Genomic DNA, 26,488 nt, shown 5'->3' with positions numbered 1-26,488 from the left:
CACCCGCACATCTTTAAGATGGCAAAATAGGAAAATTGGATAACGTAAGCTCCATTCCTTGGGGCTTACGTTTTTTCAAAGGAGGTTGAAATGAAATCATGACTTTTTGGCAAAATATAATCGGCATCCTAAGTGAGCATGGTGTTGCCTTCTTGAAAGCCTCATGGATGACGATTTCCATTACAATTATTTCTCTGCTATTTGCATTAATCATTGGAATCATCTTTGCCGGTTTTAAAATATCTTCTATCAAATTACTTAATTGGATATCAGATATTTATATTGGGCTTATCCGCGGGACTCCATTAATCGTTCAAATTATGTTCCTATATTATGGAATCGCAAATTTTCTAGCCCTTGACAGCTTTACAGCCGGCGCGCTTGCGTTAAGCATTCATACCGGTGCGTATATATCGGAAATTTTCAGGGGGGCTGTCCAATCGATCGACCGCGGTCAAATGGAAGCTGCAAGATCGTTAGGGATGTCCTACCCGCTTGCAATGCGCAGAATTATTTTTCCACAGGCCTTCAAACGTGCCATCCCGCCGCTGGGGAATCAGTTCATTATCAGCTTAAAGGATTCTTCCCTGGTTGCCTATATTGCTGTAACAGACTTGTTTAACACTGCCCTTACCGTCCAAGGGGAAAACTATATGCCATTTGAAACCTACTTTGTTGTCGGACTTTATTATTTGATCATCGTGTTAATTTTCACGTGGTTCACAAACCGATTGGAGAAAAGGTTGGATGTCAGCAGACCGAAGGAGGCAGCCGCCGCATGATTGAAATTAAAAATCTTTCAAAATCTTTCGGGGAACTTCAAGTTTTGAAAAATATTGATCTACACGTAAAAGAAAAAGAGGTTGTTGTCCTTATCGGTGCGAGTGGTTCAGGGAAAAGTACCCTTCTCCGCTGTTTGAACTTTTTAGAGACAGCCGAAGCTGGTGACATTATTATCGATACAGAAAAAATCAATCCCGCAAAAACGAATCTTAATAAAATAAGGGAAAAAGTAGGAATGGTATTTCAACATTTCAACCTATTCCCGCACATGACAGTGGTCGAAAATATTATTGAGGCTCCTGTTCATGTAAAGGGTGTATCTAAAGATCAGGCCCGTTCCAAAGCAATAGACCTTCTGAAAAAAGTTGGCCTGCAGGATAAAGCCAACTTTTACCCTGACCAATTATCTGGCGGGCAAAAGCAGCGCGTGGCCATTGCCAGAGCATTGGCAATGGAGCCCAAAGTGATGCTATTCGATGAACCAACGTCGGCATTGGACCCTGAGCTTGTGGGCGAGGTACTTCAAGTAATGAAGGATTTAGCCCGTGAAGGAATGACAATGGTCATCGTGACACACGAAATGGGTTTTGCAAAAGAAGTCGCAAGCCGGATCGTTATGCTGGCTGACGGCAATATAATAGAAGAAGGACATCCAAATGAAATCTTTTCCAATCCAAAGCATGAGCGGACGCAGAGGTTTTTAAATCAGATTCTATAAGAGTATCATGGCGAAATAATTCATCTGAATAAGAGAAAAAGGTACAGGCTCAAAAAAGCCCTGTACCTTTTTCTCATTGTGATGACACAGAATGTGTTCCCCCTAATTTACGCCATCATTAGCCGTGAAGGAACAACCTATGATTTCTTTTTAAATGAAACTCCTAAAGCAATTAGCCCTACAAGCAATGCTGCAATAGATAGGTAGAGCGGTACGTTCGATGAAGCTGCATCTTCTGTTTTTTGATCGTGATCAGCCGCAGTATCGGTCTTTTTATCTGTTTGGGCAGCACCATGACCATGCCCGTGTTCACCTGGTGCAGCTGGATGAACGACCGTCACTGAAGCGGGCTTGTCCGCATCCTCTGCTCCCACCCATTCTACGACACTGCCATCCTGGTACGTTTGGTAGGCTTTCCAGACAATTTTCTCGGCTTTGTCGCCAACTTTTCCGGACATGTTAAACATTGCAAATTCAGTTGGAGACAATCCTTCACCTTCTGCCGTCCAGGTAACACTTGTGATTTTCCCTGATGCATCCTTTTGAACGTCATATTTCCAGCCTGGTTTTGGCTCAAAACGGGTAACATCGACATCATCAGGAATTTTCACTTCAATCTTGGTGGTTGGTACTTGTTCATTTTCGGAGGGAACTTTGACCGTGAACACTTCATATTTTCCTTGCGATGTTTCGCTTGGCTGAACAGTGACATGGGCACTGGCAGCGCCGGCGAAAAGGGATATTGTCCCAATTATTGTTACCACAAATGTCAAAAGTTTTTTCATAATAACATCTCCTATCTATTTTTTTTAATAAACAACAAAATCATTATGGTATACCTTTTCATTATCCTCAGAATCCAGAATCCGGACTTCTGCAGTCCAGTTTCCTGAGAACGGCAGATAATTGCCGTCAGTCATAAAATGGGCATATTTCCCTTGATCGTAAACCTCCAGAGGGACATGAATTGGGGCGACATCAGGATTGTCATTATAAATCAGATTAAGGTCAATTCGTTTAATACCCAGTCCTTCCTCATGGGAATTCGCTTCTACCATAAATGAATTAGTGCCTGGCACCTTAGGTGAAATGGTAGTTTTAAAATCCATTCCAGCCGTTTTTTCTTGCCATTGTAATGGTTTATTTGCCGGAATAGGACTAAGGTAGGTGAATATGCCGACGATACCCACAATGCTTATCATCAGCATAAAATCCAGTTTTACAAGTTTACGAATGTTCCCTTCAGTCTGTTTTTTTAGATAAAATCGCAATGTCCCGGCAACAGCTATTACAACTAGGACGAGAACCGTTTTAACCAATAGCAGGGTTCCCCACCTGGTAGCCAAAAGGTACTGAATCTTTGGCAAATAAATATAGGTTGAAATCACCCCTGTCCCAATCAGCACCCCCATGCTGATTAGGGCTGCAGTAGAAAATATCCTCAAAAACCATTGGACATGTTTTTGAAACGTTTTAAAATAGAGCAAAATATAGAGCAATCCGCCTGCCCAAACGGAGGCTGCCAACAAATGAAGCAAGTCCAAGAAAACGGTCAGGATTCTCGGCTCAAAGGCAAATGCGTGTCCATTTACACTCTTAGCGGCAAGAATCAGCAATACCCAGACACAATCCACCCATGGGTGACGGAGTAAAACAGCAAATCCTAGCATCAATAAAATAGTCGTTATGCTCCATGATTGACCGGCTGTTGTGCCCGTCAACATGGTGATTACGTTACTTACGTTCCATTGGTCTAGGTACCCTCCTGCTAAGATGACACCAAAATCTATATGGGCAAGCAAAAAAATCAATAACAACAGGCGTGCCCAGCTTTCATAGCTTCGCTTTAATTCCTGCAATTGCTCGAATTGTTTTCTTGCCATTGCCCCCCACCAAATCCAGCCTGTGGCAAGAAGCAGCGATAGATAATAGACTATTCGTCCAACAGACATTAATGGGGAAAGTCCTTCCCCTTGTTGAATCGGGGCAATCTTACTTTTACCGGCAATGCCTTCTCCAATCGAAAATATGTAAGAACCCTTTACTGGATGCCCGTCCGCCGAAATCACCTGGTAGGATACGGTATAATGGCCGTCTGCTAGTTTAGGTACGTTCATGCTCAACTGCTTTTGATCAACACTAAGCTTAGGCCTAGCCCTGCCGAGTTCCTCTCCGTCTTCACCGAAAACCTTAAGGGAGAAAAATTCATTTTCCAGCCTTTCATTGAACGTTAGCGTAATTCCTTTTGGGGACGACTGTAAGTGACTGTCCTGAGCCGGGGCCGTCTTTTCCAAAACCGCATGAGCGAATGCTGCTTGTGGAAATGCTAGAGATAACAACAGGAAAAATAAAAGGATATATTTAAGCGGGTTTATAAAATTCACCTCTCTTTATCTACTATTAGCACTTAAAATAAAGTTATTATATTTCATTCCTTTTTTATATGACTCTTACGGGCTATTTTTCGACAGAATGGCCAAAAACTATTCATAAAACTGTCACAGTAATGTATCGTTAAGGTAAATGATGAAGTTTCTTGTTGTAAAAGGAGAATCGGTATTCGATGTCCAACCGCATACTTATGTTTTTTACAGCCTTAATTCCCACTATTTTGATTGGCGGGTTTGAATTTTTCCGTCACAGCACCCTCCTTCATGAAGTATCGATGGAAGAAGGAAACTATTTAATTACCATCTTGACCTTTCTCATTTCATATCCCTTTGCCATCTGGATGTTCCATATCATTGAGATGAAGAATCAACGAATTGCCGATGAGAGGGAGATGCGGGCAATCTATGAAGAAAGAGAAAGATTAGCAAAGGAATTACATGACAATATTGCACAAACTTTGTTTTTATTAAAAGTCCATCTAAAAAAAGGAAAGCTTGATGAAGCTGGCTCTCTTGTCAATTCCATTGACACCCAGCTGCGGCAGGCCATTTTTAACCTGCGGATGGACCCGGCTGAGGATGTTTCTTTTTCCAAAAGAATCGAAAATTGGCTGGAAGACTGGACAACTGTTTCGGGAATCGAGATTGATTCCCGCATCCATTTAAAGGATGCTTATTTCACACCGGCTGAAGAGGTACAGCTTTTTGGCATTATTCAGGAGGCTTTTACAAACATTCGAAAACATTCAGAAACTTCGAATGTGTCTTTAAAATTTCAGGCTTATGATAGCCAGTGGATATTGGAGATTATCGATAACGGAGTGGGATTTGAAGTGACTAGTATCGGTCGCAAACAGTACGGGATTTCGATATTAAAGAGCAGAGCAGAAAAGCTTGGGGCCTCATATGAAATTGATTCGAAAATCGGGCTCGGAACAAAAATTATGCTGCGGGGTAAGAAATAATGGACCATCCATATCGTGTGTTAATTGCCGACGATCATCCGCATGTGCGTGAAGCGATAGTCGCCATGCTTGAGGACGACCCTCTTTTTCAAATTGTTGGGGAGGCCAAAAACGGGGCGGAAGCACTTGAGCTTAGCCGGGACCTCATCCCGGACATCGTTTTGATGGATATTGAAATGCCTGTAATGAATGGGTTGGAAACAACAAAACTTATTAAAGAGAGTTTTCCTTATATAAAAGTCATCATTTTAAGTGTCTCAGATAATGTGGCGGATTTGTTTACGGCGATACAATATGGTGCCCAGGGATACCTCTTAAAAAATATGGACCCCGATGATTGGCTGCAGTATCTTTACTCCATCGTTGAAGGGTCGAGTGAAGCAACGCGCGGAATGGCTGGAAAGCTTCTTTATCAGTTCAGGGAGAAGGACCTGCAAGACTCCCCTATGGCTAAAGCACTTACTCCCCGTGAAAAAGAGATTCTGTTATTGCTTACAGAAGGGATTACCAATAAACAAATCGCTGAGCAACTATATATTGCCGAAAACACGGTGAAAAATCATATCAAAAACTTATTGGAAAAACTGGGACTGGAAAACCGTGTCCAGCTCGCTTCCTATGCCATTAAACATCTAAAAGTATAGAGGAACCTTTGGCATAAGCCTAAAGGTTCCTCTAAGGATACGATGTCTACCATCCTTACTTACCACCATCTACTCTTATTTACACGACCAGTTATTACTTTACAGAATTGGCCCCCACAAACACCCCTATTTTTCTCCAGAATATTTTTTCTAAAATTAGTGAACCCAATAAGTTCAAAATCTCGTCATAATAATAGGTGATTTTCCAATTATCTATTAAATTTCCCATATTTATATTAATATTGAAATATTTGTAAAATATTCTATAGTTAATATGAGAGAAAAATAAATTACTAGACGGGGGTTTATTGTGAAGAAAAAGGGATGGATTTGGATTGTATCGATTATTGTAGTATTAATCATCGGGGGAACGGCCGCTTATTTTTTTACTAAGCCACAGAGTCAAATGGCGGGAGCGGAACCAAAAACAACAATGGGAATAACCGTTCAAAAAGTGAGTCAGAAAGAACTGGCCCAATCGATTCTCGTAACCGGGAAAATTGTGCCGGAAAGTGAGCAAAAGGTCTTTATCGATCCCCAAAAGGGAGCAATCAAAGAAATTAAGGTGGCAGAAAACCAGGCTGTCAAAGCCGGTGATGCACTGGTGGTTTACGATTCTGCCAAAATAGAAAGCGAACTTACTAGGGCTATTCGTAGCAAGGATTTGCTTTCTAGCAGATCCAAAACAGAGCAAAATCAAATTGCTGATTTAACGAAGCGACTTAATGACGCGAAAAAGAAATTGCAGACACAGGCTTCCAATTCGGACAGTACAGAAGAGGCTCCTGTTACCCAAGAAAGTGTTAATCAGCTGTCAAATGAAAAAATCCAGCTTGAGATGCAATATGAAAACACAAAATCTGAAATTGCCACTGCCGAAGATCAGATTAAAGAGCTAACTGCTCAGAAAAATGATATGACGGTTGTAAGCAAAATGGATGGCATAATCGTAAAGGTTGACCCTAACGTTGCCAAAACCGAAACAGGGTCAGCAGAACCGATTATCCATATTATTTCCAGCCAGCCGTATAAAGTGATCGGGACCATGAGTGAATTTGACGCTGTTAAGATTCAGCACGGACAGCCAGTCATTATTCGTCCAAAGGTATTTAAAGACCGGGAATGGAAGGGAACGATTGAATCTGTTTCTCAATTCCCTACTGCAGACGGCGGTGGCGGTGGAGACTTCGGCGGGCCTCCAGGCGGAGGCAATGTAACGATGTATCCGTTTAAGGTCGCAATAACCGACGATACTTCAGAGCTGCGGCAAGGCTTCCATGTTTCTTTAGAAATAAAGGTTGGCGGGGCAGATAAACCACTTGCCGTTCCCCACCCAGCCCTTGTCGATGAAGGTGGCATTAAAGTTGTTTATATATTAGTAGATAAGAAGCTGGAAAGACGCGAAGTAAAAACCGGCGCCATGAACGATGAATTCATTGAAATTACGGATGGAATAAAGCCTGGTGAGCTTGTCGTCATTACGCCATCTGAACAAATCCATGACGGAATGGAAGTGACCTCTTTTGATGAAGTTGAATAACATCACGAAGGTTTATGGAAAGGGTTCACTTGAGGTTCCAGTCCTGCATGGAATTGATTTAGCCATTGAAGATGGAGAATTTATTGCGATTATGGGGCCATCAGGTTCAGGAAAATCCACGTTAATGAATATCATTGGGTTTTTGGATTACCCGACATCGGGAACCTATGAATTAAACGGCGAAATCATCAACTCCGCAAAAGAGAGCGCCTTGGCAAAATTAAGAAATGAGCATATCGGCTTTGTTTTCCAGCAGTTCTTTATGTTCCCGCGGGACAATGCTTTGAAAAATGTTGCCTCTCCGCTCATATATGCAGGGATATCAAAACGGGAACGAACCGAAAGGGCGAAACAAATGCTGACTAAGGTCGGCTTGGAAGACCGCATGAAGCATCTCCCCGGCGAATTATCCGGAGGTCAAAAACAGCGGGTCGCCATTGCCAGAGCACTTGTCAACAATCCTACAATTATTCTAGCAGATGAACCAACTGGGGCTCTTGATTCAAAAACAAGCGCCCAAATTATGAAGCTATTTACCCAGCTGAACGAAGAAGGAAAAACGGTGATTATCGTTACCCACGAAGAAGAAATCGCAGCCTACGCGAAGAGAATTATTACGATAAAAGATGGCATGATTACCGATGACCGGGGTGTGGTAGCCTCATGAATATTTTGGAAAGCTTTAAAATCGCCCTTTCTTCGATTTGGAATCATAAGGTTCGATCCATCTTAACGATGCTTGGGATTATTATCGGTGTTGCCGCTGTTATCATTATAGTAGCAATCGGACAAGGTACAAGAACCAAAATGACGAATGAATTTTTCGGAACCGATAAAAACGCGATTAATATTTTCTATGAATACGTGCCCCCCGAGGGTGAAGAGCCCACGTTTTGGATGGAACCTGAGCTGACCAATGATGATGTCCAGACACTTGCTGAGGTTCCCGGCGTGAAAGCGGTCATTGCGACTAATCAAGGCTATGGGATGATGGTACGCAATGATGTGCAGGGAGACATGCAAATCACCGGTGTCGGTGCTGAATACTTCTCTGCCAGAAAAATTAAGGTACTGGAAGGCCGGTCCTTCTATGCAGCAGATAATGATGGGCTGAATCGGGTGGTTATGATTGATACCATCGCACGGAAGAAATTCTTCAAGGAATCTGAAAATCCCATTGGTGAAATCATTGATTTAAATGGCAATCCTTATAAAGTCGTTGGTGTCTATGAATCACCTATTCCTGAGCAATTCCGAAACAAGGATAACGGTGAAATGATGATGCCGCGGGCAGTCATTTCGATGATGTTTGGAAACAGGGAAATTGAACAATTATCGGTGATTGCCAGTGATCCTGAGAAAGTTTCGGTGACTGGCAGGCTGGCCGCTGAAACCCTGACAGAAAAAAAAGGCCTGGAAGATGGAAAATATACAACAAATAGCTTCGAAGATTATGAAAAAGAATTAAACAAGATGATATCGTTGCTTACACTGCTGATTGGAAGTATCGCCGGGATTTCCTTGTTAGTCGGGGGGATTGGCGTCATGAATATTATGCTTGTTTCTGTCACGGAACGAACTAGAGAAATTGGCCTTCGAAAAGCAATCGGTGCAACACGAAGAAAAATACTCCTGCAATTTCTAATCGAAGCGATTACCCTTACCTCTTTAGGAGGGCTAATTGGCATGGGGTTAGCCGCAATTGGTACGATTATTGTTTCAAAAGTATCACCGATAACTGCCACGATGAGCCCATTAATTGTGCTCATTGGAATTAGTTTTTCTGCCTTTATCGGGATTATTTTCGGCATCCTCCCTGCTAATAAAGCATCAAAGCTTAGTCCAATTGATGCTTTACGTTATGAATAAATTACATTTGATGAATTAAGCCAACAAAGCATCAAACTAGTTAAATTTTATGTTTGATGCTTTGTTGGCTGTTAATAAAGATGTAATGCTGGTTTAATTTTTACTTCATTAAACCCTATGCATCATAGGTAATGAGAACAAATAAATATTCACAATTGCTAAGGCAAGCATCAGCACATAATATGGCAACACTGCTTTAAATCTTGATTTCTTAGCCATTCTGTATACAACATAAGTAGTGCCTATCCATCCGATAATAATAATCGCATACTGAATCATTTGAACCGTAGGTGTCGAAGCCAAGCTTAAGCTTGTTGGATTAGACTGTACTCCAAATAAACCAATTGAGTTATACCAGATTGCTTTTCCTTCGGTAAAAATGTGGAAAAGGTTATGACCTAAGTGGCCGGCAAGGTCCAATGGAATAATCGCATAACCAAAACGGGTAAAGTTCTTTTTCACAGTACCTTCCATGCCAAATAAAGACGCAATCTTTGCAGTTCCTAACAATAATAGAATTGGAATAGCCATCGCAATGATAAAGGCTACTGTAAAGTTAACCGTGTAATTGGCGGTACCTGTAACAGCTCCAATAGCACTTAGAATATTCTGCCATGGTTCAAGCATCGTAATATTTTGGACGAACACGATACCCATGATAACAGCAGCAAGAGATGCATGCTCAATCTTCGGATTTTTTAAGCCCCACAGTTCTTTTGTTGGAATTCTCGTCTCAATTTTAATAGAGTCGTTAGGACAGTTTTTCACACAGTTAGCACAAAGATTACATTCCGCACTGGATTCCATTGTTCTTGGAAATTGGAACATTGGACACCCTTCGACCTTCTCGGTTCCCCGATAGCAGGATTGCACTTTACACGTTTTGCAAATATCAGGTATAGAGGTTAACTTAACTGCCCCGGATCTAGAATAGTTTCCGGCCAATCCACCCAGGAAGCAAAGTGTTTTACAGAAAGTTCTTCTTTCATAAAAAACAGAGGTCGCTACCACCATTGTTACGAGCAGAAGCAATAAATATCCGGAACCCCTTGGGGATTCTACAATACCCCATACGTGGTCACTATACGTAATTGCAATAAAGAATAAATCTATCAACCATATTCCGTATTTTCTTAGAAACTTTGGCATTGGCCGGTTTGCACCGATTGTTTTTCGAACAATGTCACTCAATTTACCAAACGGACAGATTGCACACCAGAAGCGGCCGGCAACTAAGAAGATAATTGGAATGATCGGCCACCACAGTACCCAGGTCATCGTAGTTCCAAAGTTCTTACTTGGGTTGACCGTTCCCATAACTAATTCAAATACAATGATCGAAAACACGGTAATAACAATCCATTGAAAAATTCCAGGATACCATCTGCTCTTAACAAACTTTTTTACAATTGGAATGGACAGGAGGTTAAATGGTTTTTTTTTCAGTTTCAGTTTTTCCTCAGGCATTGCCATAGTTAAATCCCCTTCCTTCTAAACCATTTATTCCAAATGCCGATAAAGATAAAAGATAGATTGACTGCTCCGTAGGTTCCCAGCACTTTGTAGTTTGGCGGTATTTCTACTACCGGCCCGTGATGGTCTCCGCTTCCTTCCTCATGTCCGCTTTCTGTATGGCTCCCTTCCATATTCATATCACTCTGTATCCCTTCCATATCCATATCATCGTGCATGCCCGCTTCAGTGTGACTGTTTTCTTTGCCTTTGCTGGCGCCATCATCATGGTTTTCCATCTCAGAATGACCGGATGAACTATCGGCACTGCTTCCATTCTTAAATTTCTCGGCCGCTTGTTTAATGCTTTGATCATGGGAATGGCCTTCATTCGCCAATGCCCTAATATCAAAAGCGAAAATAAATGCCAAAGCAAAAATTGATAAAAATAACTTTTTCAAATTCTCCACCTCCAATAAGGTAAACATAGATAAAATATTTGTTTGCTTGGTTTATAGCTATAATTTAATGGGGAAATTTGCAGTTTCTATGCATTTTTAGTGGAGATAATATGGCATCATCTGAATCATTTGGAACTGTTCAATTTTTTGTAAAAACTTCACCAATAATCTTCATAACATCGACACGAGATATCCATTTTTTCTGCATACTTTTGCTATATGATGAAGGTGTAATAAAAGAAGGGAGATGCTGAAAGTGAAAAAGTTAGCGTTTGGATTGTTTTCTGCCGCATTAATATTAGGAGCAGGCACAGCGGTATTTGCTGCTGGAAATAATAACACTGGAGATGGCCTAAGCTTTGATAAGATGCTTCCTTTCATGCAAAAAATGCACCCGGATTCCTCTAAACAAGAGTTAGAGGATATGTACAAAGCCTGCCATGAAAACGGGGGAATGATGGGAGGAACATCGGAAACCAAAAGTGAAAATATGATGAACCAATTTTAACGATGAGGTGATTTGACATGATGGGCTCTTATGGAATGATGGGCGGGACCATGGGAGTGGTAATGTGTATCCTGATGTGGCTGATAGGTCTGGCTGTTATAGGCGGAGTCGTTTATTTTGCAGTTAAATTAGCATTACGAAATCAAAAAATGAACTAAATTGTTTGAAAGGCTTGGCATTACTGCCAAGCCTTTTATATCTTCAATAAGTGAACGGCTATTTAGATGAAAGTTCACTTTCTGTTACCCATTTATGGTTTGTCACTTTTTTTCCACCTGTAGTTGGTGTGTAATCAACCATGTATACGGTTGTTTGTTCTGCAGAATCGATTGTGCCTGTTGCCCCCTTCATCCCTTTCATGTGGTCTGCTTCGATGGTAACTTCCATTCCAGGTTTTAACGGTTCACTGCCGGCATTTTTAATTTCCTCTTGAACTACCCATTTATGGTTCTTTACTTTCTCTCCATCAGGAGTTGAGGTATAGGTAACAGCATATGCTATCGTATCATACGCACCTGCAATCGTTGCTTCAGCACCGTCCATACCCTCCATATGTTCAGTATGAATAATTGCCTTACTTCCTACCTTATAGGTTGGATTCTCTTTTACTTTTAACCCTTTAGGAACTTCTTCTGAACTAGAATGTTCCATATGATCCATATCCATACTTTTATGACCCGAATCTTTCGTCTCATCAGAACCCTTTTGATTACCATTGCTTGAACAAGCAGACAAAATCAACATTAATGCTAAAGCAATAAAAGGAATCAACAATTTTTTATTTTTCATGGCTTCCCCCTTTAAATTTAATTACAAACGCATACTACTATAAAATTGTGCAGAAAATATGGATTTTAATATATCCATAATAGTTAAATGGTAAAATAAATAAATTTACCCAATTTGGGCGTTAAATATTCGCAATTTTACTATTATTTAAGAGCTATTGAATAAAATAATATTTTAGTATTATAATATGGTAGTGTGATAAAGCATTAAAGTAATTAAAATTAAATATAAAGGTGGTTTATATAAAAATGAAACGTATAGCAACTATGATTCTAGCAATAGCCACAGTATTCGCCATCGTAACGGGATGCTCTTCCAATTCTGCTGAAAAGGCTGATAAGGGTGATGACACGTTAGTAATCGGTATTGATGATAAATTTGCTCCGATGGGATTCCGTGATGAAAAGAACGAAATCGTTGGTTTTGATATTGATTACGCAAAAGCTGCGGCGGAAAAAATGGGTCAAAAAGTTAAGTTCCAGCCTATCGATTGGAAAACAAAAGAATCCGAATTAAGTTCAGGACGAATCGACCTTATCTGGAACGGTTACACCATTACTGATGAACGTAAAAAGAAAGTTCTTTTTACAAAGCCATACTTAAAAAATGCTCAGGTCGTAGTTACCAAGGCAGATTCAAAAATTAGCAAACTTGCTGATTTAGAAGGCAAAGTGGTTGGCTTACAATCTCTTTCATCTGCATCAGATGCTCTAGATGCTAATCCAATTAAAGACAAAATCAAAACTGTAACTGAATTTAAAGACAACGTCCTTGCTTTAAATGACCTAAAGAGCGGCCGTTTGGATGCCGTTGTTATTGATGAGGTTGTTATTAAGTACTACATGTCTAAAGAAAAAGAATCCTTTAAGATTCTCGATGAATCCCTTGCTCCTGAGGAATATGGAGTAGGCGTGAAAAAAGGCAATGATAAGCTACTTGAAAAACTTCAAAAAGCGCTTGATGCTATGAATGAAGACGGCACTGCCGCTAAAATTTCAGAAAAGTGGTTTGGCGAAGATAAAGTTTTAAAATAATAATAATGAACAATATACGGAACAGGATTTCCATGGGAAACCCTGTTTTGTTTTTGGAGGAATCCTTCTATGTCTTTTGATTATATCGTCTCCATTCTTGGTCCGATGCTCGAAGGGGCCCAGATGACCATCCTGTTGTTTTTAATTGCCATTGTCGTATCTATTCCGCTTGGCTTTTTATTGACACTGGCTGTCAGAAGCCGCTTTAAGTCGCTATCCTGGCTTGCCCAAACCTATATTTATGTGATGCGCGGCACGCCGCTTTTGCTGCAGCTATTATTTATTTGTTTCGGTCTGCCGATGATTCCGGTTATCGGTGAATATTTGGTATTGGACCGCTTCGTTGCTGCTTGTTTAGGGTTTATCCTTAACTATGCCGCCTATTTTGCCGAGATCTTCCGCGGCGGGCTTCTGGCTATTGATAAAGGACAATATGAAGCGGCACAGGTGCTTGGCTTAAATAAGTTTCAAACGATGACACGTGTTATTTTACCGCAAATGTTCCGCATTGCTCTTCCGGCCGTAGCGAACGAATCAGTGACCTTGGTTAAAGATACCGCGCTGCTCTATGCCGTTGCTGTACCAGAATTGCTTCACTTTGCCGAAACTGCGGTAAACCGCGATTTTACTATTGTGCCTTTTCTTGTTGCCGGTATTATTTATTTAATCATGACGTTAATCTTAACCATGTTCTTTAAATGGATTGAAAAACGGTTCAATTTTGCATAGGAAAGGAGCGGTGAACTATGGCAATCATCGAAGTAAAGAATTTAAAAAAATCGTACGGCCATTTAGATGTTTTAAATCAAATTACCTTTGATGTGAATAAAAATGATGTGGTTGCAGTCATCGGCCCCTCTGGTTCTGGAAAAAGTACGATGCTTCGCAGCCTTGTATACCTCGAAACAATTGACGGCGGAGGCATCCGTGTTTCCGAAGATTATTTGGTGAAGGATGGCGTCTATTCTAGACCAGCCGAGATCAGGAATATTACCGCCAAGATGGGCATGGTCTTCCAGCACTTTAACCTTTTTCCACACTTAACGGTTAAGGAAAATCTGGAACTTGCGCCTAAATTGGTTAAAAAGCAACCATTAGCAGCCATTCAACGGCAAAGCAAAGAAATTCTTGAAAAAATTGGACTCTCTAGTCATGCCAATGCCTACCCATCCAACTTATCGGGGGGCCAAAAACAGCGGGTAGCCATCGCCCGGGCGCTGATGATGAATCCTGATATCTTGCTGTTTGATGAACCAACATCCGCCTTGGATCCAGAGTTAACAGGCGAGGTTCTACAAGTAATGAAAGATTTGGCTAAAGAACACATGACAATGATTGTCGTGACCCATGAAATGGGTTTTGCAAAAGAGGTAGCCAACCGTGTTATTTTTATGGATAACGGGGAGATTGTAGAATCCGGCCATCCAACTGAGCTCTTCGAAAACCCGCAGCATGAAAGGACGAAGGCTTTCTTGAACCGCAGTTTAAAATAATCAGGTATAGTTTCATGTAAAAGACAGGTGAACATTTTGTTAACCTGTCTTTTTATTTTTGAAAGCCAACCAATAACTTTAAAATCATTTATTTTAACGATAAATTTTGCAGAAATTATGGATTTTCACAAAAGTTTAAACAAAACTTGCAATGTTTTTCTGTTGTGATAAACATCACTACATTAAGCTATTTCAAAGAACTATCATGACAGTGAAAACGAAAGGAGAAATAGTAAATGAAGAGATTATTAGCTTTATTCTTTACTAGCATTTTAATGCTGTCTTTAGTTCTAACCGGCTGCGGGAAGGCTTCTGATAACGGAAACCAAAACACAAATAAGAAGACTGAAAATCCAGCTTCGACTCAAGTAAGTCAATTTTTATTTACCGCAAATGAGGGTGGAAGTATTTCAAAAATCAGTGTTAAAGACCAAAATGTCGTCTCGACTATTAAAGTTGAGGGAGCTGTTCACAACATCCAGGTTTCACCAGATGGCAAAGTAGTGGCAGCTACAGTTGTTCCAAAAATGGCACATGGACATAATGAATCCATGGATATGAAAGGAAAAGCAATATTCATTGATCCCAAAAATGACAAGATTATTAAGGAAGTGGCTGTGGGAAACCACCCTGCCCATATAGTTTTTACTGAAAACGGAAAGTACGCCTTAGTGACAAATAATGAAGATAACAATGTCTCGGTTATTGATGCGAAAAAATATGAAGTTGTTCAAACAATTCCGACCGGTAAAGGCCCACATGGATTTAGAATAGCTCAGGATAGCCAATATGCCTATGTGGCAAATATGGGAGAAAACTCAGTTAGCGTCTTAAATCTTGAAAGCATGAAAGAGGAGAAAAAAATAAAGGTTGGCACAACTCCGGTTACAACTGGAATAACAAGTGATAACAAAACATTAGTGGTTACGTTGAATAAAGAAAATGCCCTTGCAATTGTCGATTTAGCTTCAGGAAATGTAGATAAAGTCAACGTCGGCAATGGACCGGCACAGGTTTACATTCAACAAGACAATCAATTTGCTTATGTTGCCAACCAAGGAACAGAAGACACCCCTTCTCATACACTTACAAAGGTCGATTTACAAACAAAACAAGCGGTTGCAACTATTGAAACAGGAAAAGGTTCACATGGAGTCGTAACCAGTCCAGATAATAAATTTACGTATGTAACAAATATGTTCGAAGATACTGTAAGTATCATTGACAATGCCCAAAATAGATTGGTCAAAACAATACAAGTCGGCAAAACCCCAAATGGAATAAGTATTACTCCCTAAAACAGCGTTCAAGCAATATAAAAATGACGTGTGAATTTACCCACACGTCATTTTGCTGTTAAAACCAATTTTCGGACAATTGACCCCATTAATGATTCATTCGTCTCTATATTAAGACTTGCCAACTTAATATTTTTTATCGTCTCACGGTTAATATTTGCCCCCCAAAGCCTTACAGTTAAAGGATTTAATAAATCCATGACAAGTCCCGCCCATTTATTGTCGCTTTTCATATGTTCAATCATATAGATACGGCCATCTGGTTTGCAAACTCTTTTTAGTTCTTGCAAGCCTTTAACCGGATCCGGTACTGAACAAAAAACACATGTTGCAACGATTGCATCAAACGTGTTATCAGGAAAAGGGAGGTCCTGGATATCTCCTTCTACTAATTCTACTGGAAAATGAAACTTCATTTTTAATGATTTTTCTTTTGCAAACTTCAACATTCCTTGACTGAAATCTATACCAGTAAGAGAGTTGATAGAATTAGGATAATAAACCAGATTCCCTCCTGTCCCTACACCAACTTCAATAACATCCCCAGAGACGGCTGAAAGAAGGTCCTGTCTCCATTGCTCTTTAATCATTCGATCCATCATGTCATAAATTCGTGACACTCTGTTATACCGATTTTTTATTATTTCATTAACACTCTTCCGCAAGTAAATCACCCCAATTTGAAAAAACAAAGAAGGTATTCCTAGTTTTTCAACTTTTATAAGGACCAATAAGTTAATGTATCAAAAATTCCTAGCAGCAGCAAAATGATGCCAGCAGCCTTTTGAATGAATGCCCCGAACTTTCTCCCTTTTTTCATGATTACACCGCTTCCGCCAAGGTACCAAATGATTAAAATGATAATCCATAACGGAATGGCTGTCCCAAGGGCAAATACTGAAGGAAGAATAAATCCATATGGACTAGCCAACACGACAGGCATTAAAGTAACAAAAAACAGGATAAACATGGTCGGACAGAAGGCTAGAGAAAAACTAAACCCGAGCATAAAGGAACCGAAAGGATTTTCATATTTGTACTCATTTTTCACTTTAAAAAGATTGATTGTTCCTTTAAATTTTATGAACCCCACCATAAATAACCCTACAAAGATTAATAAAGGACCCATAAGCTTGCGCAGCCATGGAAAAACAAACGTCAGGTTTTGTTCAATTTCTTTTCCCAGCAGCCAGACCAATACACCTAATAGAGAAAAAGCGATTATTTTACCCAGAGTAAAAAAGAAAACATCCTTCCAGGCGATTTTCTGTTGAATCGAACGATTGCCGTAAAGGGTGATCGCACTAATATTCCCTGTCAGCTGGCAGGGGGCAAGAGCTCCTACTAATCCAAGAATTAAAGCAAAAATTATCGGCCATGATTCTAAACTATTGGCCATTTCAAAAAACGGCCGACTTAAAGTAGCACTTATTTGACTAAATAAATTGTACATGAAATCACCTTATAAACCATTTTTATAGAGACAGTCTAACATACAAAAGTGCATAATTTATGGAGATTAATTTAGAATTGCTATTTTTGTAAAAAACTTTATAATTTTCCTCTATTAATATGATATAAACTTTGTATACGAGGTGGTGGAAATATGAAAACAATTGTGCTTGTCGATGATGAAACACGAATGCTAGACCTTTTGGGCCTTTACCTGACACCGAACGGCTACCGTTGCATTAAAGTAGAGTCCGGTAAACAGGGGTTAATTTTTTTGCAAAAGGAAAAAATCGACCTTGTTATTCTAGATGTGATGATGCCAGAGATGGACGGCTGGATGACTTGCCAAAAAATCCGGGAGTTTTCAGATGTCCCCATTATCATGGTGACGGCCCGAAGTGAAACAGCAGACGTAGTGAAAGGGTTAAAAAAAGGTGCAGATGATTACATTACCAAGCCTTTTCACGAAGCAGAACTTTTAGCCAGAGTGGAAGCACTTTTAAGAAGAAGTGGCCAATCCAAAGATAATCATTTAGTGTTTAAAGGGTTGGAATGGAAGGAAGATTCCGTTGAATTAAAATATCGAAACCAGGTCATATCCACCACACCAAAAGAATTTGCTCTAATTGGGCTGTTTTTAAGAAATCCTCAGAAAGTATTCTCTCGTGAGCATTTATTATCTGCCATTTGGGGCCTTGAAGCCAATATCGATGACCGGACGATTGATTCACATATTCGAAACCTCAGGGATAAATTGCGAAATGCTGGATTTCCGATTAATCAGCATCTTTTCACTGTATGGGGAGTCGGCTATAAATGGGTTAATGAGGGATCGGAATCGCAATGGAGTAAATCATGAAAATTTCCGTTAAATTTGGTTTATGGTTCTTTTTCTGCATATTAGTTATCGAAGTTTTTTCAATGGGGTTTCTTCACAACAACTTAGTTCATTCTCAAGTGGACCGGGAAATACACGCACTGCAGGCTAGGGGAAACAGTCATCGTGCTGTCTTAGAAATTAGTGCAGACCCTTCCACTCTTCATCATATTGGGTTGATGGAATCCCACACGGATACGGAGGTCGTGATTACAGATACAAAGGGAAACGTTCTCGTTTCTTCTGGAAATATGAATAGCAATATTCAAGCAGTACTAAAAAAGTCAATCCCTAACCTTCCGAGAAATGGAAGTATCATAGAAGATGATTGGCAAAAGGAACCTTATATCGCAACCCTGACAGCTTATAATAGCCATGGAAAAAAAGCCGGATATGTTTATATGTTCAAGAACACGGTTGAGGTTCAAAAACTGATTACACAATTGAATAAGCATTTTCTTTTGGCGTCTTTATTGATTCTCTTCTTTATTCTGATTACGATTTTCTTTTTATCAAAGGTTTTAACGAAACCGCTAATATCAATGACGGATGCAACTAAAAAATTAAGTAAAGGGGATTTTTCCGTCACACTTCCTACGCCTTCCCGGGATGAATTAGGGGAACTGTCCCTATCCATTCAGACTTTAGCAACTGACCTAAATCACCTAAAAAAAGAACGAAATGAATTTTTAGCCAGTGTTTCACACGAACTGCGGACGCCGCTGACCTATATTAGCGGATACGCTGATATCGCTAGCAGACAGGGGCTGGACGTAAAGGACAGGGTCCAATACTTGAATATTATTCAGGAAGAATCCCAGCGTGTCAGCCAATTATTGAAGGAGTTATTTGACCTGGCGAAGTTAGACCAAAACGCATTTTCCATCATTAAGGAAAAAGTGGAATTATGCACATTTTTAAAATCTGTCCACGATAAAGTTCTGCCTGCCTTTAATAATAAGGGAAATCGATTATTCGTAGACTGTCCGAAAAGTTTGTCTGTAGAAATAGACCCAGTTCGGTTTGAACAAGTAATCTTAAACCTTCTCGATAACAGTCTTAAATACTCGAAAGAGGGAACGAAAACCTTTATCACAGTGCTGAAAGAAAACCAAACCATCCAGCTTAACATTCAGGATCAGGGAGTTGGCATACCGCAAGAAGACCTCCCTTATATTTTTGACCGCCTATATAGAGTCGAAAAATCCCGGTCGAGAACAACCGGTGGCTTTGGGCTGGGCCTTGCCATTGTAAAACAATTAGTGGAAGCACATGGCGGAGAAATTACGGTTGAAAGTAAAGTGGGGCTGGGTACTTGTTTTATCATAACATTAAGGAAATAAATAAAAGCAGCAGGAAATTGTTACTCACCCTGCTGCCTTGTCGTGCTTTATACATTTTTTTGCTTAATTTGCTACACGTTTCTTTTCATCTTTTTCAGACTTTTTATAACCATCAGCCCAGAAATCTGCATTCTTGATACCCAATTTAGTTGAATTGAACTCCGGATCCAGCCCTTGCTTCAGCTGTGCTTCATAATCCTTTAAAGCAATATGTGCTGGTTTGAATAATAAAAGAATTGCCAGCAAGTTCAACCATACCATGATTCCAAGTCCGATATCCCCCATGGCCCACGCTGTTGCTGCTGTTTTTACGGATCCATAGAAAGTGGCACCTAAGAGGACAATCTTTAAAACTGTCATAGATAATTTCCTATTTTTACCCTTTACTAAATATGCAAGATTTGTTTCTGCAATATAGTAGTAGGCAAAAATGGTTGTAAAAGCAAAGAAGAATAGAGCGATGGCAATAAATCCTGAACCTAATCCAGGCAGGATGGTGTCAACTGCCGCTTGTGTGTATGCAGGACCACTCTCCACTCCCTTGAGGTGCTCAACTAGGACTTTACCAGTCTTTTCATTAATGGTATTATACGAATTTGTAAATAGAATCATAAGTGCTGTCGATGTAACGACTAGGAATACATCAAGATAAATTGAAAATGCTTGTACAAGTCCTTGTTTTGCCGGGTGTGATACTTCTGCTGCCGCTGCAGGGTGGGCACCTGTACCTTGTCCTGCTTCATTCGCATATAGACCGCGTTTTACACCCCACATTATGGTCGAACCGAGAATTCCGCCAAACATTTCTTCTGCTCCGAAAGCACTCTTAAAAATAAGGGAAAATACTTCTGGAATTCTATCAAAATTAACCGCAATAATGGCAATAGCAAGCAATAAATATGCACCCGCCATAAACGGCACGACAAATTCTGCCACTCTAGCAATCCGCTTAACTCCGCCGAAAATAATAAGACCCATCAGGAACACAACTACTAAACCAGTGATCGTCCTGTCAATGCCAAATGCATTGCTGATGCCCTCTGCAATGGAGTTTGCCTGAATACCCGGCATCAATACAGCCATAGCAAGGAGTGTGGCAATCGCAAAAATAACCGCAAACCATTTCCATCCAAGGCCTTTTTCAATATAGAAGGCCGGACCGCCTCGATATTCTCCGTCTTGCTTTTCCTTATAGATTTGCGCAAGGGTGGACTCCACAAAAGCAGATGCTGCACCGATAAAGGTAATGACCCACATCCAAAATACGGAACCAGGTCCTCCGAATGCAATACCCGTTGCCGTTCCAGCAATGTTACCGACTCCTATACGGCCTGATAATGACATTGCCAATGCTTGAAAGGAAGATACCCCCTCATTGGAACTCTTACCAGAAGAGATTAAACGAATCATTTCTTTAAAATGACGAATTTGCAAAAATCCGGTGCGGACACTAAAGTAGACTCCTACGGCTACGATAAAGACGATAAGTGGCGGGCTCCATAAATAATCTGTAATGCTTGTGACCAGTTTCTCAAACATAAAATTCCCCCTTTGTTATGTACTACAAATTTTTTCCCCCAAAGATGTTATATAACAAGGTGATAAAAAAATTATAAATTAATTGATGATAATATTTCAATAGAATATTTTTTCTATTTAGATTTTACTGAAATATCTTTATATATTGACTTTTGGCCTATTTTGGTTTATTTGAACCTTGCAAAAACCTTTCAAGATTAATTTGGACTAATTAAAATTTAATTTAACAAGATTACCTTCTTTATCCTCATACTTTCTTCATCCTCGGGGAATTTTATTAAGGGTTTCTTTAAAAAATCAATTTGCTGCTTTCATACTCTGCAAAGGAGTGGTCATCATTCATAACAATCCAGGTAATCTCATGAACAGGGACTCATTGAAATGGTTGCTGGCATCAACTTTCAAAGGAATCTCCCAAGTGATTTTAATCGAAAATGCAATCTCCGGCTTTATCATTCTGGCTGCCATAACCATCGCCTCCGTTTCTCTAGGAGCAGTCACGCTTTTGTCCGCTGTGATTGGAACATTAATCGGGAAAATTGGCGGGGCTGATGGGGAAAGCGTCAATCATGGGTTATATGGGTATAACTCTGTACTGACAGGCATGGCTCTTTCCTTATTTCTAAGCGGTGATGACCGTTTTTTCATTGCTTTGGTTGGTGCTGCCATTGCATCCGTTTTTACAGCAACGATGATCCATTTCATGCGGCGAACGGGCATCCCCGTTCTCACCTTCCCGTTTATTGTCCTAACCTGGTTCTTGCTGCTCACTACTTACCGCCTGGTTTCATTTAAGATAAGCCCAAATCTCACCCCGCAATCTTTATCTAATTGGACGTTAAATATAAAAGGGGAGACAGATTGGCTTGATGGTGCAGTGAATGGAATTGGACAAATTTTTTTCCTTGATAACAATTTATCCGGGGTATTGCTTTTTATCGCAGTGTTTTGGGCAGGATGGAGATTGGGTGTTTACGCAATCATCGGGAATGCAGCGGCTTTGTTAACATCATACTGCCTTGGTGCAGAACATCATTTGATTTTTATGGGGCTTTACGGATACAATGCAATACTAACAATGATTGCTGTAGCCATTGTATTTAAAGAAAACGCCAAATATCCACTAATAACTGGTATTATCGCTGCTTGTTTAACCGTTCCCATTGCCGGCAGTGTTGTAACCTGGCTCTTACCATACGGACTTCCGGCATTGACCATGCCTTTCGTGTTATGCACATGGCTGTTTCTTGCTGCCAGAAAAGTCATGCCTAGATTTTAATAAAAGTTAAAAGGATGCCCTTTTTGGACATCCTTTTACCGTTACTCGAGATGCTCTTGCATCATATCATAGACCTGACTTTCAACAGCACTTAAATGCTCTTCCTCAATCTTTTGTTTAGGATGCGGCTGGTACCAATGGATTTTCTCATCTTTAACCATACCCTTATACTCATGACCATCAATACTTAGTGAGAAATGCGGGTGTTTCAGGACCGAATCCTCAAATAGATGATTGACCTCAAAATTTTCAAACATGCCCTTAACCTCCTTTTTTCAATTAGAGTTTTTCCATAAACTTAAAGACGTATGCGGAGGTTACATCCAAAGGTTAAATAAACCATCATTTACGCCTAGATTATACATATAGTAAAACCCAAACACAGTACTTACAACGCCTGTAGTTAAAATCAAGGCCTTACTTGTAACCATTTGTTTCATACTCATAATGAACGGAATGCCAATAATTGTTGTAAAAATTAACATGCCAATGACCGTACCTATGCCAAACACGATAATATATAATGCTCCCTGCCACACCGAATGAACCGTGCTCATCGTCAGCAGCACCATCGCCGCACTGCCGGCAAGCCCGTGAACAAACCCGATGAATAAGGATTTATAATATCTGCCCCGATTTACAATCGCGGGATTATGTACGTGGCCATGTTCGTGGTTAGTCGTACGTTTTTTTCGAATCGATAACATCGCCGCAATACCTAAGTATACAAGCATAATTCCTACCAAAAATTCCAACGTCATTGACCATTTTTCCGGAATATCATTTTTCATTAAAATTAAAAAAATCCCAATAATAAATAGTGTGGCTGTATGCCCAATTCCCCAAAAAACGCCGGCAAGCGATGCATGCCAAAGCTTTTTGCTCTGGCTTGCAATCGTCGAAACTGCAATCACATGATCCGGCTCAATCGCATGCCTGATGCCCAAAATAACCCCAAACGTCAATACCGAAAAAAAGGTAACATCCATTTTCTTTCCTCCCCAAATTTATTTTTATCTATCTATTAAAAACCCGGCAGCCATTTTGGTTTACCGGGTTAACTATCAATATTTTCTAAGAAAGCTTGGTTTCCTGCTAAACCATTCCTGGCTAATCATCCGATGAATGTCCGAAAAAATTTTTTCAATCACCTGAGTGGAATTCGCAAACACGCGTAACGTAAATCCTGGGACCGGCAGTGAGGACAGTCCAACTTTATAATCATTTGTATTCATTTCAATTGCCAAATATAACTGGTCAAGCAAGGAACTGCCGGACTGCGTCCCAACCACAAGCATCGAGCCCAAGTGGGAATACCCCTCCATAAAACCGAGACCACGTAAATTTTGCTGGGATGGTGTTAATTTTATATGGTCGTAAACTACTAGTTCATCATCAATGTAAATCTCATTCAACAATTGGATGGTTTCATAGCTGAAATGGTCTCCTTCCGGTGACCAGCCAGGGGTAATGATGTCCGAATAAAAAAAAGTGGCAGTTTTGTCCATCCGAATCACATTTTTTTGTTTATATTTCGCATTCTGGTAAGCAATTAACGGATCAGGAATAAACTCAAGGTAGCTGCCTGCCTGAAGAGTAATCTCTGATTCCTGGTAGGCATGCCTATTCGGTGTTTTATAAATCTTTGTGGCTCCTTGTGTGGTTAACGTCATCCTGGCATTCTCACCGAGGGAAACCTTCATTTGATAGCGGTCACCATCCAAATAGCCGCCGCCAGGATTTAATAAATAATAGCAGGCCTGACCGGAATTATCATGGTAAATAGGACGCATTACTTTAAATGCGCCCTGAAAATACACATTTTTCGCGACAGTCTTTCCTTTCCGTTCCTCTGCTTCAAGATGAAGAACACCTGTCCAGTCCTTCATGGTTAGGCCAATCCTTTTAATAATGCATTTTCCTTTAACCAATCAATCACATTATCCAGCCCTGAATCATCTTTTAGATTGGTAAAGACAAATGGTTTGTCACCTCGGAAAACCTTTGTATCTGACTCCATGACGTCAAGCCTGGCTCCGACATGCGGGGCTAAATCAGTTTTGTTAATAATAAATAAATCCGATTTAATCATTCCTTGCCCGCCCTTGCGCGGAATTTTTTCTCCTTGAGCCACATCAATGATATAGATTGAGAAATCAACCAATTCCGGGCTGAAGGTTGCTGCTAGGTTATCCCCGCCGCTTTCCACAAAAATCAGCTCGACATCAGGGTGTTTTTCTTTTAGTTCGTTGATTGCCGCAAAATTCATTGATGCATCTTCACGAATGGCCGTATGCGGGCAGCCGCCGGTCTCCACGCCAATAATCCGGTCGGAAGGAAGTACGCCGTTTTGCATTAAAAATTTAGCATCTTCCTTTGTATAGATATCGTTTGTCACAACTGCCATGCTAATTTCATTATTCAATTTACGTGTTAATTTTTCCACTAACATCGTTTTTCCTGCCCCAACAGGGCCGCCTACACCGATTTTAATTGGATCCATAATGAAAACATCCTTTCTTTTTTATGACATGAAAATTCGTATATTCACACGTTCATGCCTCATTTGAGATAATTCGATACCAGGTGAGACAATGCCAAAGTCCTCTTCATCCATCTGACCTATTTTTTCAACAGCTGCTATTAAAACTGGCTGAATATCATGAAGGATTTTCTGACCTGCCGTCTGCCCTAATGGAATCCCTCGTACGGCATTTTGAACAATGCTGGATACAACTGAATAGAGGTAAAATAAAACAGTTGTTGGTTTTGGTACACCAAGATTATGGGCTGCCATCGTAAAGACAATCGCAGGATGACCAAACGATTGCTTTGCACTAATCCTTTTTCTATAAATTGCTAGAACAGGTGCATCATATAAAGACTGAACAAGCTCTAACATCCGCTCACCCATTCTTTGGCTGCCCTCCCGCGTTTCCCGCGGCAAATTTTGGACAGTCAATAATCGATCCAGCTTCCAGACTTTAGCAAGATCATCCTCTTCCAATGCCTGATATACAAGGAGGCTTGCCAGCCCATCTGAATAGATGAGCTGCTCGTCAATATAAACCTGCAGCCATTGTGAAAAGGTTTCAGAATTATGAACCGTATTCTCTTGGATATAGCTTTCCAAACCGTAGGAATGACTAAAGGCTCCTGTTGGAAAATTGGAATCACAAAGCTGAAACAATGCTAATAATTTACTCTCCATGACTATGACCAATATGGCGAAACGCCTGCTTCACTTTTCGATTTTCCCGTTTATAGGGAATCTCCAACTCCTTTAGCAGGTCTTCTACAAGGTAATCGTATTGCACCATCATCTCATCACCCTCAAATTGGGCTGGAAGGTGCCTATTACCCAATTGATGCGCGATGGTCCCCATTTCTTTCAAATTACGGGGACTAATGACGATTAAATCATCAGCGATTACGTCAATGACAATCATATTTTTTTCATCCAAAAACAACACATCTCCGGCCACAAGGTCACGTGGATCCTTCAGACGAATGCCGATTTCCCGGCCGTGGTCAGTTTTAACTCGCTGAACACGTTTCACGAGATGATCACTTTCGAGGTATACTTTTTCAATATGGCGTCTGAATATTTCTTCCTTTTCCATATTTTCAATATTGGTTTCAATTCGTTCAATTAACATGCCTTTTCACCTCAAAATAGGAAATATCTTTGGGCCATCGGTAATTTTTCAGCTGGCTCACATGTGATATGCTCCCCGTTCACTCTTACCTCATATGTTTGCGGGTCTACGGAAAGCTCAGGTGTTTCCGAATTAAGCTTCATGTCTTTTTTGGTTAGCTTCCGGATTCCGTGGACAGGCAGAATGACTTTTTCCAAGCCAAGCTTTTCGTGAACTTTACCTTCATAAGCTGCCTGAGACACAAACGTAATCGAGCTCTTCGCCAAGGCTTTTCCAGTGGCTGCATACATCGGCCGGCAAACAATCGGCTGCGGGGTTGGGATGGAGGCGTTCGCATCCCCCATCATACCGTAGACAATAAAACCGCTTTTTAATACCAATTCCGGTTTAACCCC

The 26,488-nt window shown here is 40.4% G+C and carries 30 protein-coding genes and 1 pseudogene; 16 read left to right on the top strand and 15 right to left on the bottom strand.

Translation table 11 applies throughout. The annotated features are described in order from the left end of the window. Positions 1-98: 98 nt before the first annotated feature. Both KHB02_RS20105 and KHB02_RS20100 read left to right on the top strand, forming a co-directional pair. Complete coding sequence (locus KHB02_RS20105) at positions 99-782, top strand: amino acid ABC transporter permease (protein WP_213144195.1); 684 nt, start codon at positions 99-101, stop codon at positions 780-782. Next, positions 779-1,501 carry an amino acid ABC transporter ATP-binding protein gene (locus KHB02_RS20100; RefSeq protein WP_213144194.1) on the top strand — a complete coding sequence of 241 codons (723 nt, stop codon included), beginning with the start codon at positions 779-781 and terminating at the stop codon, positions 1,499-1,501. Before KHB02_RS20105 ends, KHB02_RS20100 begins: the two co-directional genes overlap by 4 nt. Positions 1,502-1,638: 137 nt before the next feature. Here the strand turns inward: KHB02_RS20100 and KHB02_RS20095 are convergent, their stop codons facing one another. Together KHB02_RS20095 and KHB02_RS20090 are read right to left on the bottom strand one after the other, a co-directional pair. Next, positions 1,639-2,286, bottom strand: coding sequence for a YcnI family copper-binding membrane protein (locus KHB02_RS20095; protein WP_213144193.1), 648 nt, complete (start codon positions 2,284-2,286; stop codon positions 1,639-1,641). A 24-nt stretch (positions 2,287-2,310) separates the two neighbouring features. Further along, positions 2,311-3,885 (bottom strand): copper resistance CopC/CopD family protein, encoded by a 1,575-nt coding sequence (locus KHB02_RS20090; RefSeq protein WP_213144192.1) that lies wholly within the window; start codon positions 3,883-3,885, stop codon positions 2,311-2,313. Between the two features lie 179 nt (positions 3,886-4,064). On the opposite strand from KHB02_RS20090, the gene KHB02_RS20085 reads away from it, so the two are divergent. The 5 genes from KHB02_RS20085 (at position 4,065) to KHB02_RS20065 (ending at position 8,909) form a co-directional block, all read left to right on the top strand. Further along, entirely contained in the window at positions 4,065-4,856 is a 792-nt protein-coding gene (locus tag KHB02_RS20085; protein ID WP_213144191.1) for a sensor histidine kinase, read from the top strand. Continuing rightward, positions 4,856-5,500: a response regulator gene (locus KHB02_RS20080; protein ID WP_213144190.1), complete on the top strand. Its 645-nt coding sequence runs from the start codon at positions 4,856-4,858 to the stop codon at positions 5,498-5,500. Before KHB02_RS20085 ends, KHB02_RS20080 begins: the two co-directional genes overlap by 1 nt. A gap of 310 nt (positions 5,501-5,810) precedes the next feature. Then, positions 5,811-7,040 (top strand): efflux RND transporter periplasmic adaptor subunit, encoded by a 1,230-nt coding sequence (locus tag KHB02_RS20075; RefSeq protein ID WP_213144189.1) that lies wholly within the window; start codon positions 5,811-5,813, stop codon positions 7,038-7,040. Continuing rightward, positions 7,024-7,707 (top strand): ABC transporter ATP-binding protein, encoded by a 684-nt coding sequence (locus KHB02_RS20070; RefSeq protein ID WP_213144188.1) that lies wholly within the window; start codon positions 7,024-7,026, stop codon positions 7,705-7,707. Before KHB02_RS20075 ends, KHB02_RS20070 begins: the two co-directional genes overlap by 17 nt. After that, complete coding sequence (locus KHB02_RS20065; protein ID WP_213144187.1) at positions 7,704-8,909, top strand: ABC transporter permease; 1,206 nt, start codon at positions 7,704-7,706, stop codon at positions 8,907-8,909. Before KHB02_RS20070 ends, KHB02_RS20065 begins: the two co-directional genes overlap by 4 nt. A gap of 108 nt (positions 8,910-9,017) precedes the next feature. Here KHB02_RS20065 and KHB02_RS20060 read toward each other — a convergent pair whose 3' ends face one another. Next, positions 9,018-10,382 carry a 4Fe-4S binding protein gene (locus tag KHB02_RS20060; protein ID WP_213144186.1) on the bottom strand — a complete coding sequence of 455 codons (1,365 nt, stop codon included), beginning with the start codon at positions 10,380-10,382 and terminating at the stop codon, positions 9,018-9,020. A 2-nt stretch (positions 10,383-10,384) separates the two neighbouring features. Continuing rightward, positions 10,385-10,822 (bottom strand): hypothetical protein, encoded by a 438-nt coding sequence (locus tag KHB02_RS20055; protein ID WP_213144185.1) that lies wholly within the window; start codon positions 10,820-10,822, stop codon positions 10,385-10,387. Positions 10,823-11,078: 256 nt separating this feature from the next. Here KHB02_RS20055 and KHB02_RS20050 point away from each other — a divergent pair, with 256 nt between their 5' ends. Together KHB02_RS20050 and KHB02_RS20045 are read left to right on the top strand one after the other, a co-directional pair. Next, positions 11,079-11,330: a hypothetical protein gene (locus tag KHB02_RS20050; RefSeq protein ID WP_241113985.1), complete on the top strand. Its 252-nt coding sequence runs from the start codon at positions 11,079-11,081 to the stop codon at positions 11,328-11,330. A 17-nt stretch (positions 11,331-11,347) separates the two neighbouring features. Then, positions 11,348-11,488, top strand: coding sequence for a hypothetical protein (locus tag KHB02_RS20045; protein ID WP_213144183.1), 141 nt, complete (start codon positions 11,348-11,350; stop codon positions 11,486-11,488). Between the two features lie 58 nt (positions 11,489-11,546). On the opposite strand, the gene KHB02_RS20040 is transcribed toward KHB02_RS20045, so the two are convergent. Further along, positions 11,547-12,119 (bottom strand): YdhK family protein, encoded by a 573-nt coding sequence (locus KHB02_RS20040; protein WP_213144182.1) that lies wholly within the window; start codon positions 12,117-12,119, stop codon positions 11,547-11,549. Between the two features lie 248 nt (positions 12,120-12,367). Between KHB02_RS20040 and KHB02_RS20035 the strand changes: the two genes are divergently transcribed. The 4 genes from KHB02_RS20035 to KHB02_RS20020 all read left to right on the top strand — a co-directional run bounded on the left by KHB02_RS20035 (position 12,368) and on the right by KHB02_RS20020 (position 15,944). Further along, positions 12,368-13,153 (top strand): amino acid ABC transporter substrate-binding protein, encoded by a 786-nt coding sequence (locus KHB02_RS20035; protein WP_213144181.1) that lies wholly within the window; start codon positions 12,368-12,370, stop codon positions 13,151-13,153. 69 nt (positions 13,154-13,222) lie between these two features. Continuing rightward, entirely contained in the window at positions 13,223-13,882 is a 660-nt protein-coding gene (locus tag KHB02_RS20030) for an amino acid ABC transporter permease (protein WP_213144180.1), read from the top strand. A 17-nt stretch (positions 13,883-13,899) separates the two neighbouring features. Beyond that, a complete protein-coding gene (locus KHB02_RS20025) occupies positions 13,900-14,646 on the top strand; it encodes an amino acid ABC transporter ATP-binding protein (protein WP_277398318.1) in 747 nt (248 codons plus the stop codon). Between the two features lie 236 nt (positions 14,647-14,882). Beyond that, on the top strand, positions 14,883-15,944 hold the full coding sequence (locus tag KHB02_RS20020) for a YncE family protein (RefSeq protein ID WP_213144179.1): 1,062 nt from the start codon (positions 14,883-14,885) through the stop codon (positions 15,942-15,944). Between the two features lie 47 nt (positions 15,945-15,991). Here KHB02_RS20020 and KHB02_RS20015 read toward each other — a convergent pair whose 3' ends face one another. Together KHB02_RS20015 and KHB02_RS20010 are read right to left on the bottom strand one after the other, a co-directional pair. Then, complete coding sequence (locus KHB02_RS20015) at positions 15,992-16,618, bottom strand: class I SAM-dependent methyltransferase (RefSeq protein WP_420848103.1); 627 nt, start codon at positions 16,616-16,618, stop codon at positions 15,992-15,994. 44 nt (positions 16,619-16,662) lie between these two features. Then, positions 16,663-17,397: an urease accessory protein UreH domain-containing protein gene (locus KHB02_RS20010; RefSeq protein ID WP_213144178.1), complete on the bottom strand. Its 735-nt coding sequence runs from the start codon at positions 17,395-17,397 to the stop codon at positions 16,663-16,665. A 153-nt stretch (positions 17,398-17,550) separates the two neighbouring features. Here KHB02_RS20010 and KHB02_RS20005 point away from each other — a divergent pair, with 153 nt between their 5' ends. After that, complete coding sequence (locus tag KHB02_RS20005) at positions 17,551-18,255, top strand: response regulator transcription factor (protein ID WP_213144177.1); 705 nt, start codon at positions 17,551-17,553, stop codon at positions 18,253-18,255. Beyond that, complete coding sequence (locus KHB02_RS20000) at positions 18,252-19,616, top strand: HAMP domain-containing sensor histidine kinase (protein ID WP_277398317.1); 1,365 nt, start codon at positions 18,252-18,254, stop codon at positions 19,614-19,616. Before KHB02_RS20005 ends, KHB02_RS20000 begins: the two co-directional genes overlap by 4 nt. 63 nt (positions 19,617-19,679) lie before the next feature. On the opposite strand, the gene KHB02_RS19995 is transcribed toward KHB02_RS20000, so the two are convergent. Continuing rightward, positions 19,680-21,155 carry an alanine/glycine:cation symporter family protein gene (locus KHB02_RS19995; protein WP_213144176.1) on the bottom strand — a complete coding sequence of 492 codons (1,476 nt, stop codon included), beginning with the start codon at positions 21,153-21,155 and terminating at the stop codon, positions 19,680-19,682. A gap of 376 nt (positions 21,156-21,531) precedes the next feature. Between KHB02_RS19995 and KHB02_RS19990 the strand changes: the two genes are divergently transcribed. Further along, positions 21,532-22,434 (top strand): urea transporter, encoded by a 903-nt coding sequence (locus KHB02_RS19990; protein ID WP_241113984.1) that lies wholly within the window; start codon positions 21,532-21,534, stop codon positions 22,432-22,434. Positions 22,435-22,475: 41 nt separating this feature from the next. Here KHB02_RS19990 and KHB02_RS19985 read toward each other — a convergent pair whose 3' ends face one another. From KHB02_RS19985 to ureC, 7 genes and pseudogenes are all read right to left on the bottom strand, one after another. Then, on the bottom strand, positions 22,476-22,691 hold the full coding sequence (locus KHB02_RS19985) for a hypothetical protein (RefSeq protein ID WP_213144174.1): 216 nt from the start codon (positions 22,689-22,691) through the stop codon (positions 22,476-22,478). Between the two features lie 60 nt (positions 22,692-22,751). Beyond that, positions 22,752-23,423, bottom strand: coding sequence for an urease accessory protein UreH domain-containing protein (locus tag KHB02_RS19980; RefSeq protein WP_213144173.1), 672 nt, complete (start codon positions 23,421-23,423; stop codon positions 22,752-22,754). A gap of 75 nt (positions 23,424-23,498) precedes the next feature. Further along, on the bottom strand, positions 23,499-24,323 hold the full coding sequence (locus KHB02_RS19975) for an urease accessory protein UreD (RefSeq protein WP_213144172.1): 825 nt from the start codon (positions 24,321-24,323) through the stop codon (positions 23,499-23,501). Between the two features lie 2 nt (positions 24,324-24,325). Further along, positions 24,326-24,937 (bottom strand): urease accessory protein UreG, encoded by a 612-nt coding sequence (gene ureG, locus KHB02_RS19970; protein WP_213144171.1) that lies wholly within the window; start codon positions 24,935-24,937, stop codon positions 24,326-24,328. A gap of 21 nt (positions 24,938-24,958) precedes the next feature. Further along, a complete protein-coding gene (locus KHB02_RS19965) occupies positions 24,959-25,645 on the bottom strand; it encodes an urease accessory protein UreF (RefSeq protein WP_213144170.1) in 687 nt (228 codons plus the stop codon). Beyond that, entirely contained in the window at positions 25,635-26,093 is a 459-nt protein-coding gene (gene ureE / locus KHB02_RS19960; RefSeq protein WP_213144169.1) for an urease accessory protein UreE, read from the bottom strand. Before ureE ends, KHB02_RS19965 begins: the two co-directional genes overlap by 11 nt. A gap of 11 nt (positions 26,094-26,104) precedes the next feature. Continuing rightward, positions 26,105-26,488, bottom strand: a pseudogene (gene ureC / locus KHB02_RS19955) (urease subunit alpha); the annotation flags it as partial.

Source organism: Neobacillus citreus (assembly GCF_018343545.2).
GTDB lineage: Bacteria > Bacillota > Bacilli > Bacillales > Cytobacillaceae > Neobacillus > Neobacillus citreus.
The sequence above is the reverse complement of the archived record's forward strand: the minus strand, read 5'-3'. Positions and strand labels throughout refer to the sequence as shown.

What these genes read in the sequence shown, in the direction of transcription:
- KHB02_RS20020 (WP_213144179.1), top strand. Translation starts at nt 14,883, where the DNA reads ATGAAGAGATTATTAGCTTTATTCTTTACTAGCATTTTAATGCTGTCT.
- KHB02_RS19985 (WP_213144174.1), bottom strand. Translation starts at nt 22,691, where the DNA reads ATGTTTGAAAATTTTGAGGTCAATCATCTATTTGAGGATTCGGTCCTG.
- KHB02_RS20080 (WP_213144190.1), top strand. Translation starts at nt 4,856, where the DNA reads ATGGACCATCCATATCGTGTGTTAATTGCCGACGATCATCCGCATGTG.
- KHB02_RS19995 (WP_213144176.1), bottom strand. Translation starts at nt 21,155, where the DNA reads ATGTTTGAGAAACTGGTCACAAGCATTACAGATTATTTATGGAGCCCG.
- KHB02_RS20045 (WP_213144183.1), top strand. Translation starts at nt 11,348, where the DNA reads ATGATGGGCTCTTATGGAATGATGGGCGGGACCATGGGAGTGGTAATG.
- KHB02_RS19980 (WP_213144173.1), bottom strand. Translation starts at nt 23,423, where the DNA reads ATGGATGTTACCTTTTTTTCGGTATTGACGTTTGGGGTTATTTTGGGC.
- ureG (WP_213144171.1), bottom strand. Translation starts at nt 24,937, where the DNA reads ATGGATCCAATTAAAATCGGTGTAGGCGGCCCTGTTGGGGCAGGAAAA.
- KHB02_RS20085 (WP_213144191.1), top strand. Translation starts at nt 4,065, where the DNA reads ATGTCCAACCGCATACTTATGTTTTTTACAGCCTTAATTCCCACTATT.
- KHB02_RS20040 (WP_213144182.1), bottom strand. Translation starts at nt 12,119, where the DNA reads ATGAAAAATAAAAAATTGTTGATTCCTTTTATTGCTTTAGCATTAATG.
- KHB02_RS20060 (WP_213144186.1), bottom strand. Translation starts at nt 10,382, where the DNA reads ATGGCAATGCCTGAGGAAAAACTGAAACTGAAAAAAAAACCATTTAAC.
- KHB02_RS20005 (WP_213144177.1), top strand. Translation starts at nt 17,551, where the DNA reads ATGAAAACAATTGTGCTTGTCGATGATGAAACACGAATGCTAGACCTT.
- KHB02_RS20000 (WP_277398317.1), top strand. Translation starts at nt 18,252, where the DNA reads ATGAAAATTTCCGTTAAATTTGGTTTATGGTTCTTTTTCTGCATATTA.
- KHB02_RS20105 (WP_213144195.1), top strand. Translation starts at nt 99, where the DNA reads ATGACTTTTTGGCAAAATATAATCGGCATCCTAAGTGAGCATGGTGTT.
- KHB02_RS20100 (WP_213144194.1), top strand. Translation starts at nt 779, where the DNA reads ATGATTGAAATTAAAAATCTTTCAAAATCTTTCGGGGAACTTCAAGTT.
- KHB02_RS20030 (WP_213144180.1), top strand. Translation starts at nt 13,223, where the DNA reads ATGTCTTTTGATTATATCGTCTCCATTCTTGGTCCGATGCTCGAAGGG.
- KHB02_RS20025 (WP_277398318.1), top strand. Translation starts at nt 13,900, where the DNA reads ATGGCAATCATCGAAGTAAAGAATTTAAAAAAATCGTACGGCCATTTA.
- KHB02_RS20010 (WP_213144178.1), bottom strand. Translation starts at nt 17,397, where the DNA reads ATGTACAATTTATTTAGTCAAATAAGTGCTACTTTAAGTCGGCCGTTT.
- ureE (WP_213144169.1), bottom strand. Translation starts at nt 26,093, where the DNA reads ATGTTAATTGAACGAATTGAAACCAATATTGAAAATATGGAAAAGGAA.
- KHB02_RS19965 (WP_213144170.1), bottom strand. Translation starts at nt 25,645, where the DNA reads ATGGAGAGTAAATTATTAGCATTGTTTCAGCTTTGTGATTCCAATTTT.
- KHB02_RS20035 (WP_213144181.1), top strand. Translation starts at nt 12,368, where the DNA reads ATGAAACGTATAGCAACTATGATTCTAGCAATAGCCACAGTATTCGCC.
- KHB02_RS20095 (WP_213144193.1), bottom strand. Translation starts at nt 2,286, where the DNA reads ATGAAAAAACTTTTGACATTTGTGGTAACAATAATTGGGACAATATCC.
- KHB02_RS19975 (WP_213144172.1), bottom strand. Translation starts at nt 24,323, where the DNA reads ATGAAGGACTGGACAGGTGTTCTTCATCTTGAAGCAGAGGAACGGAAA.
- KHB02_RS20065 (WP_213144187.1), top strand. Translation starts at nt 7,704, where the DNA reads ATGAATATTTTGGAAAGCTTTAAAATCGCCCTTTCTTCGATTTGGAAT.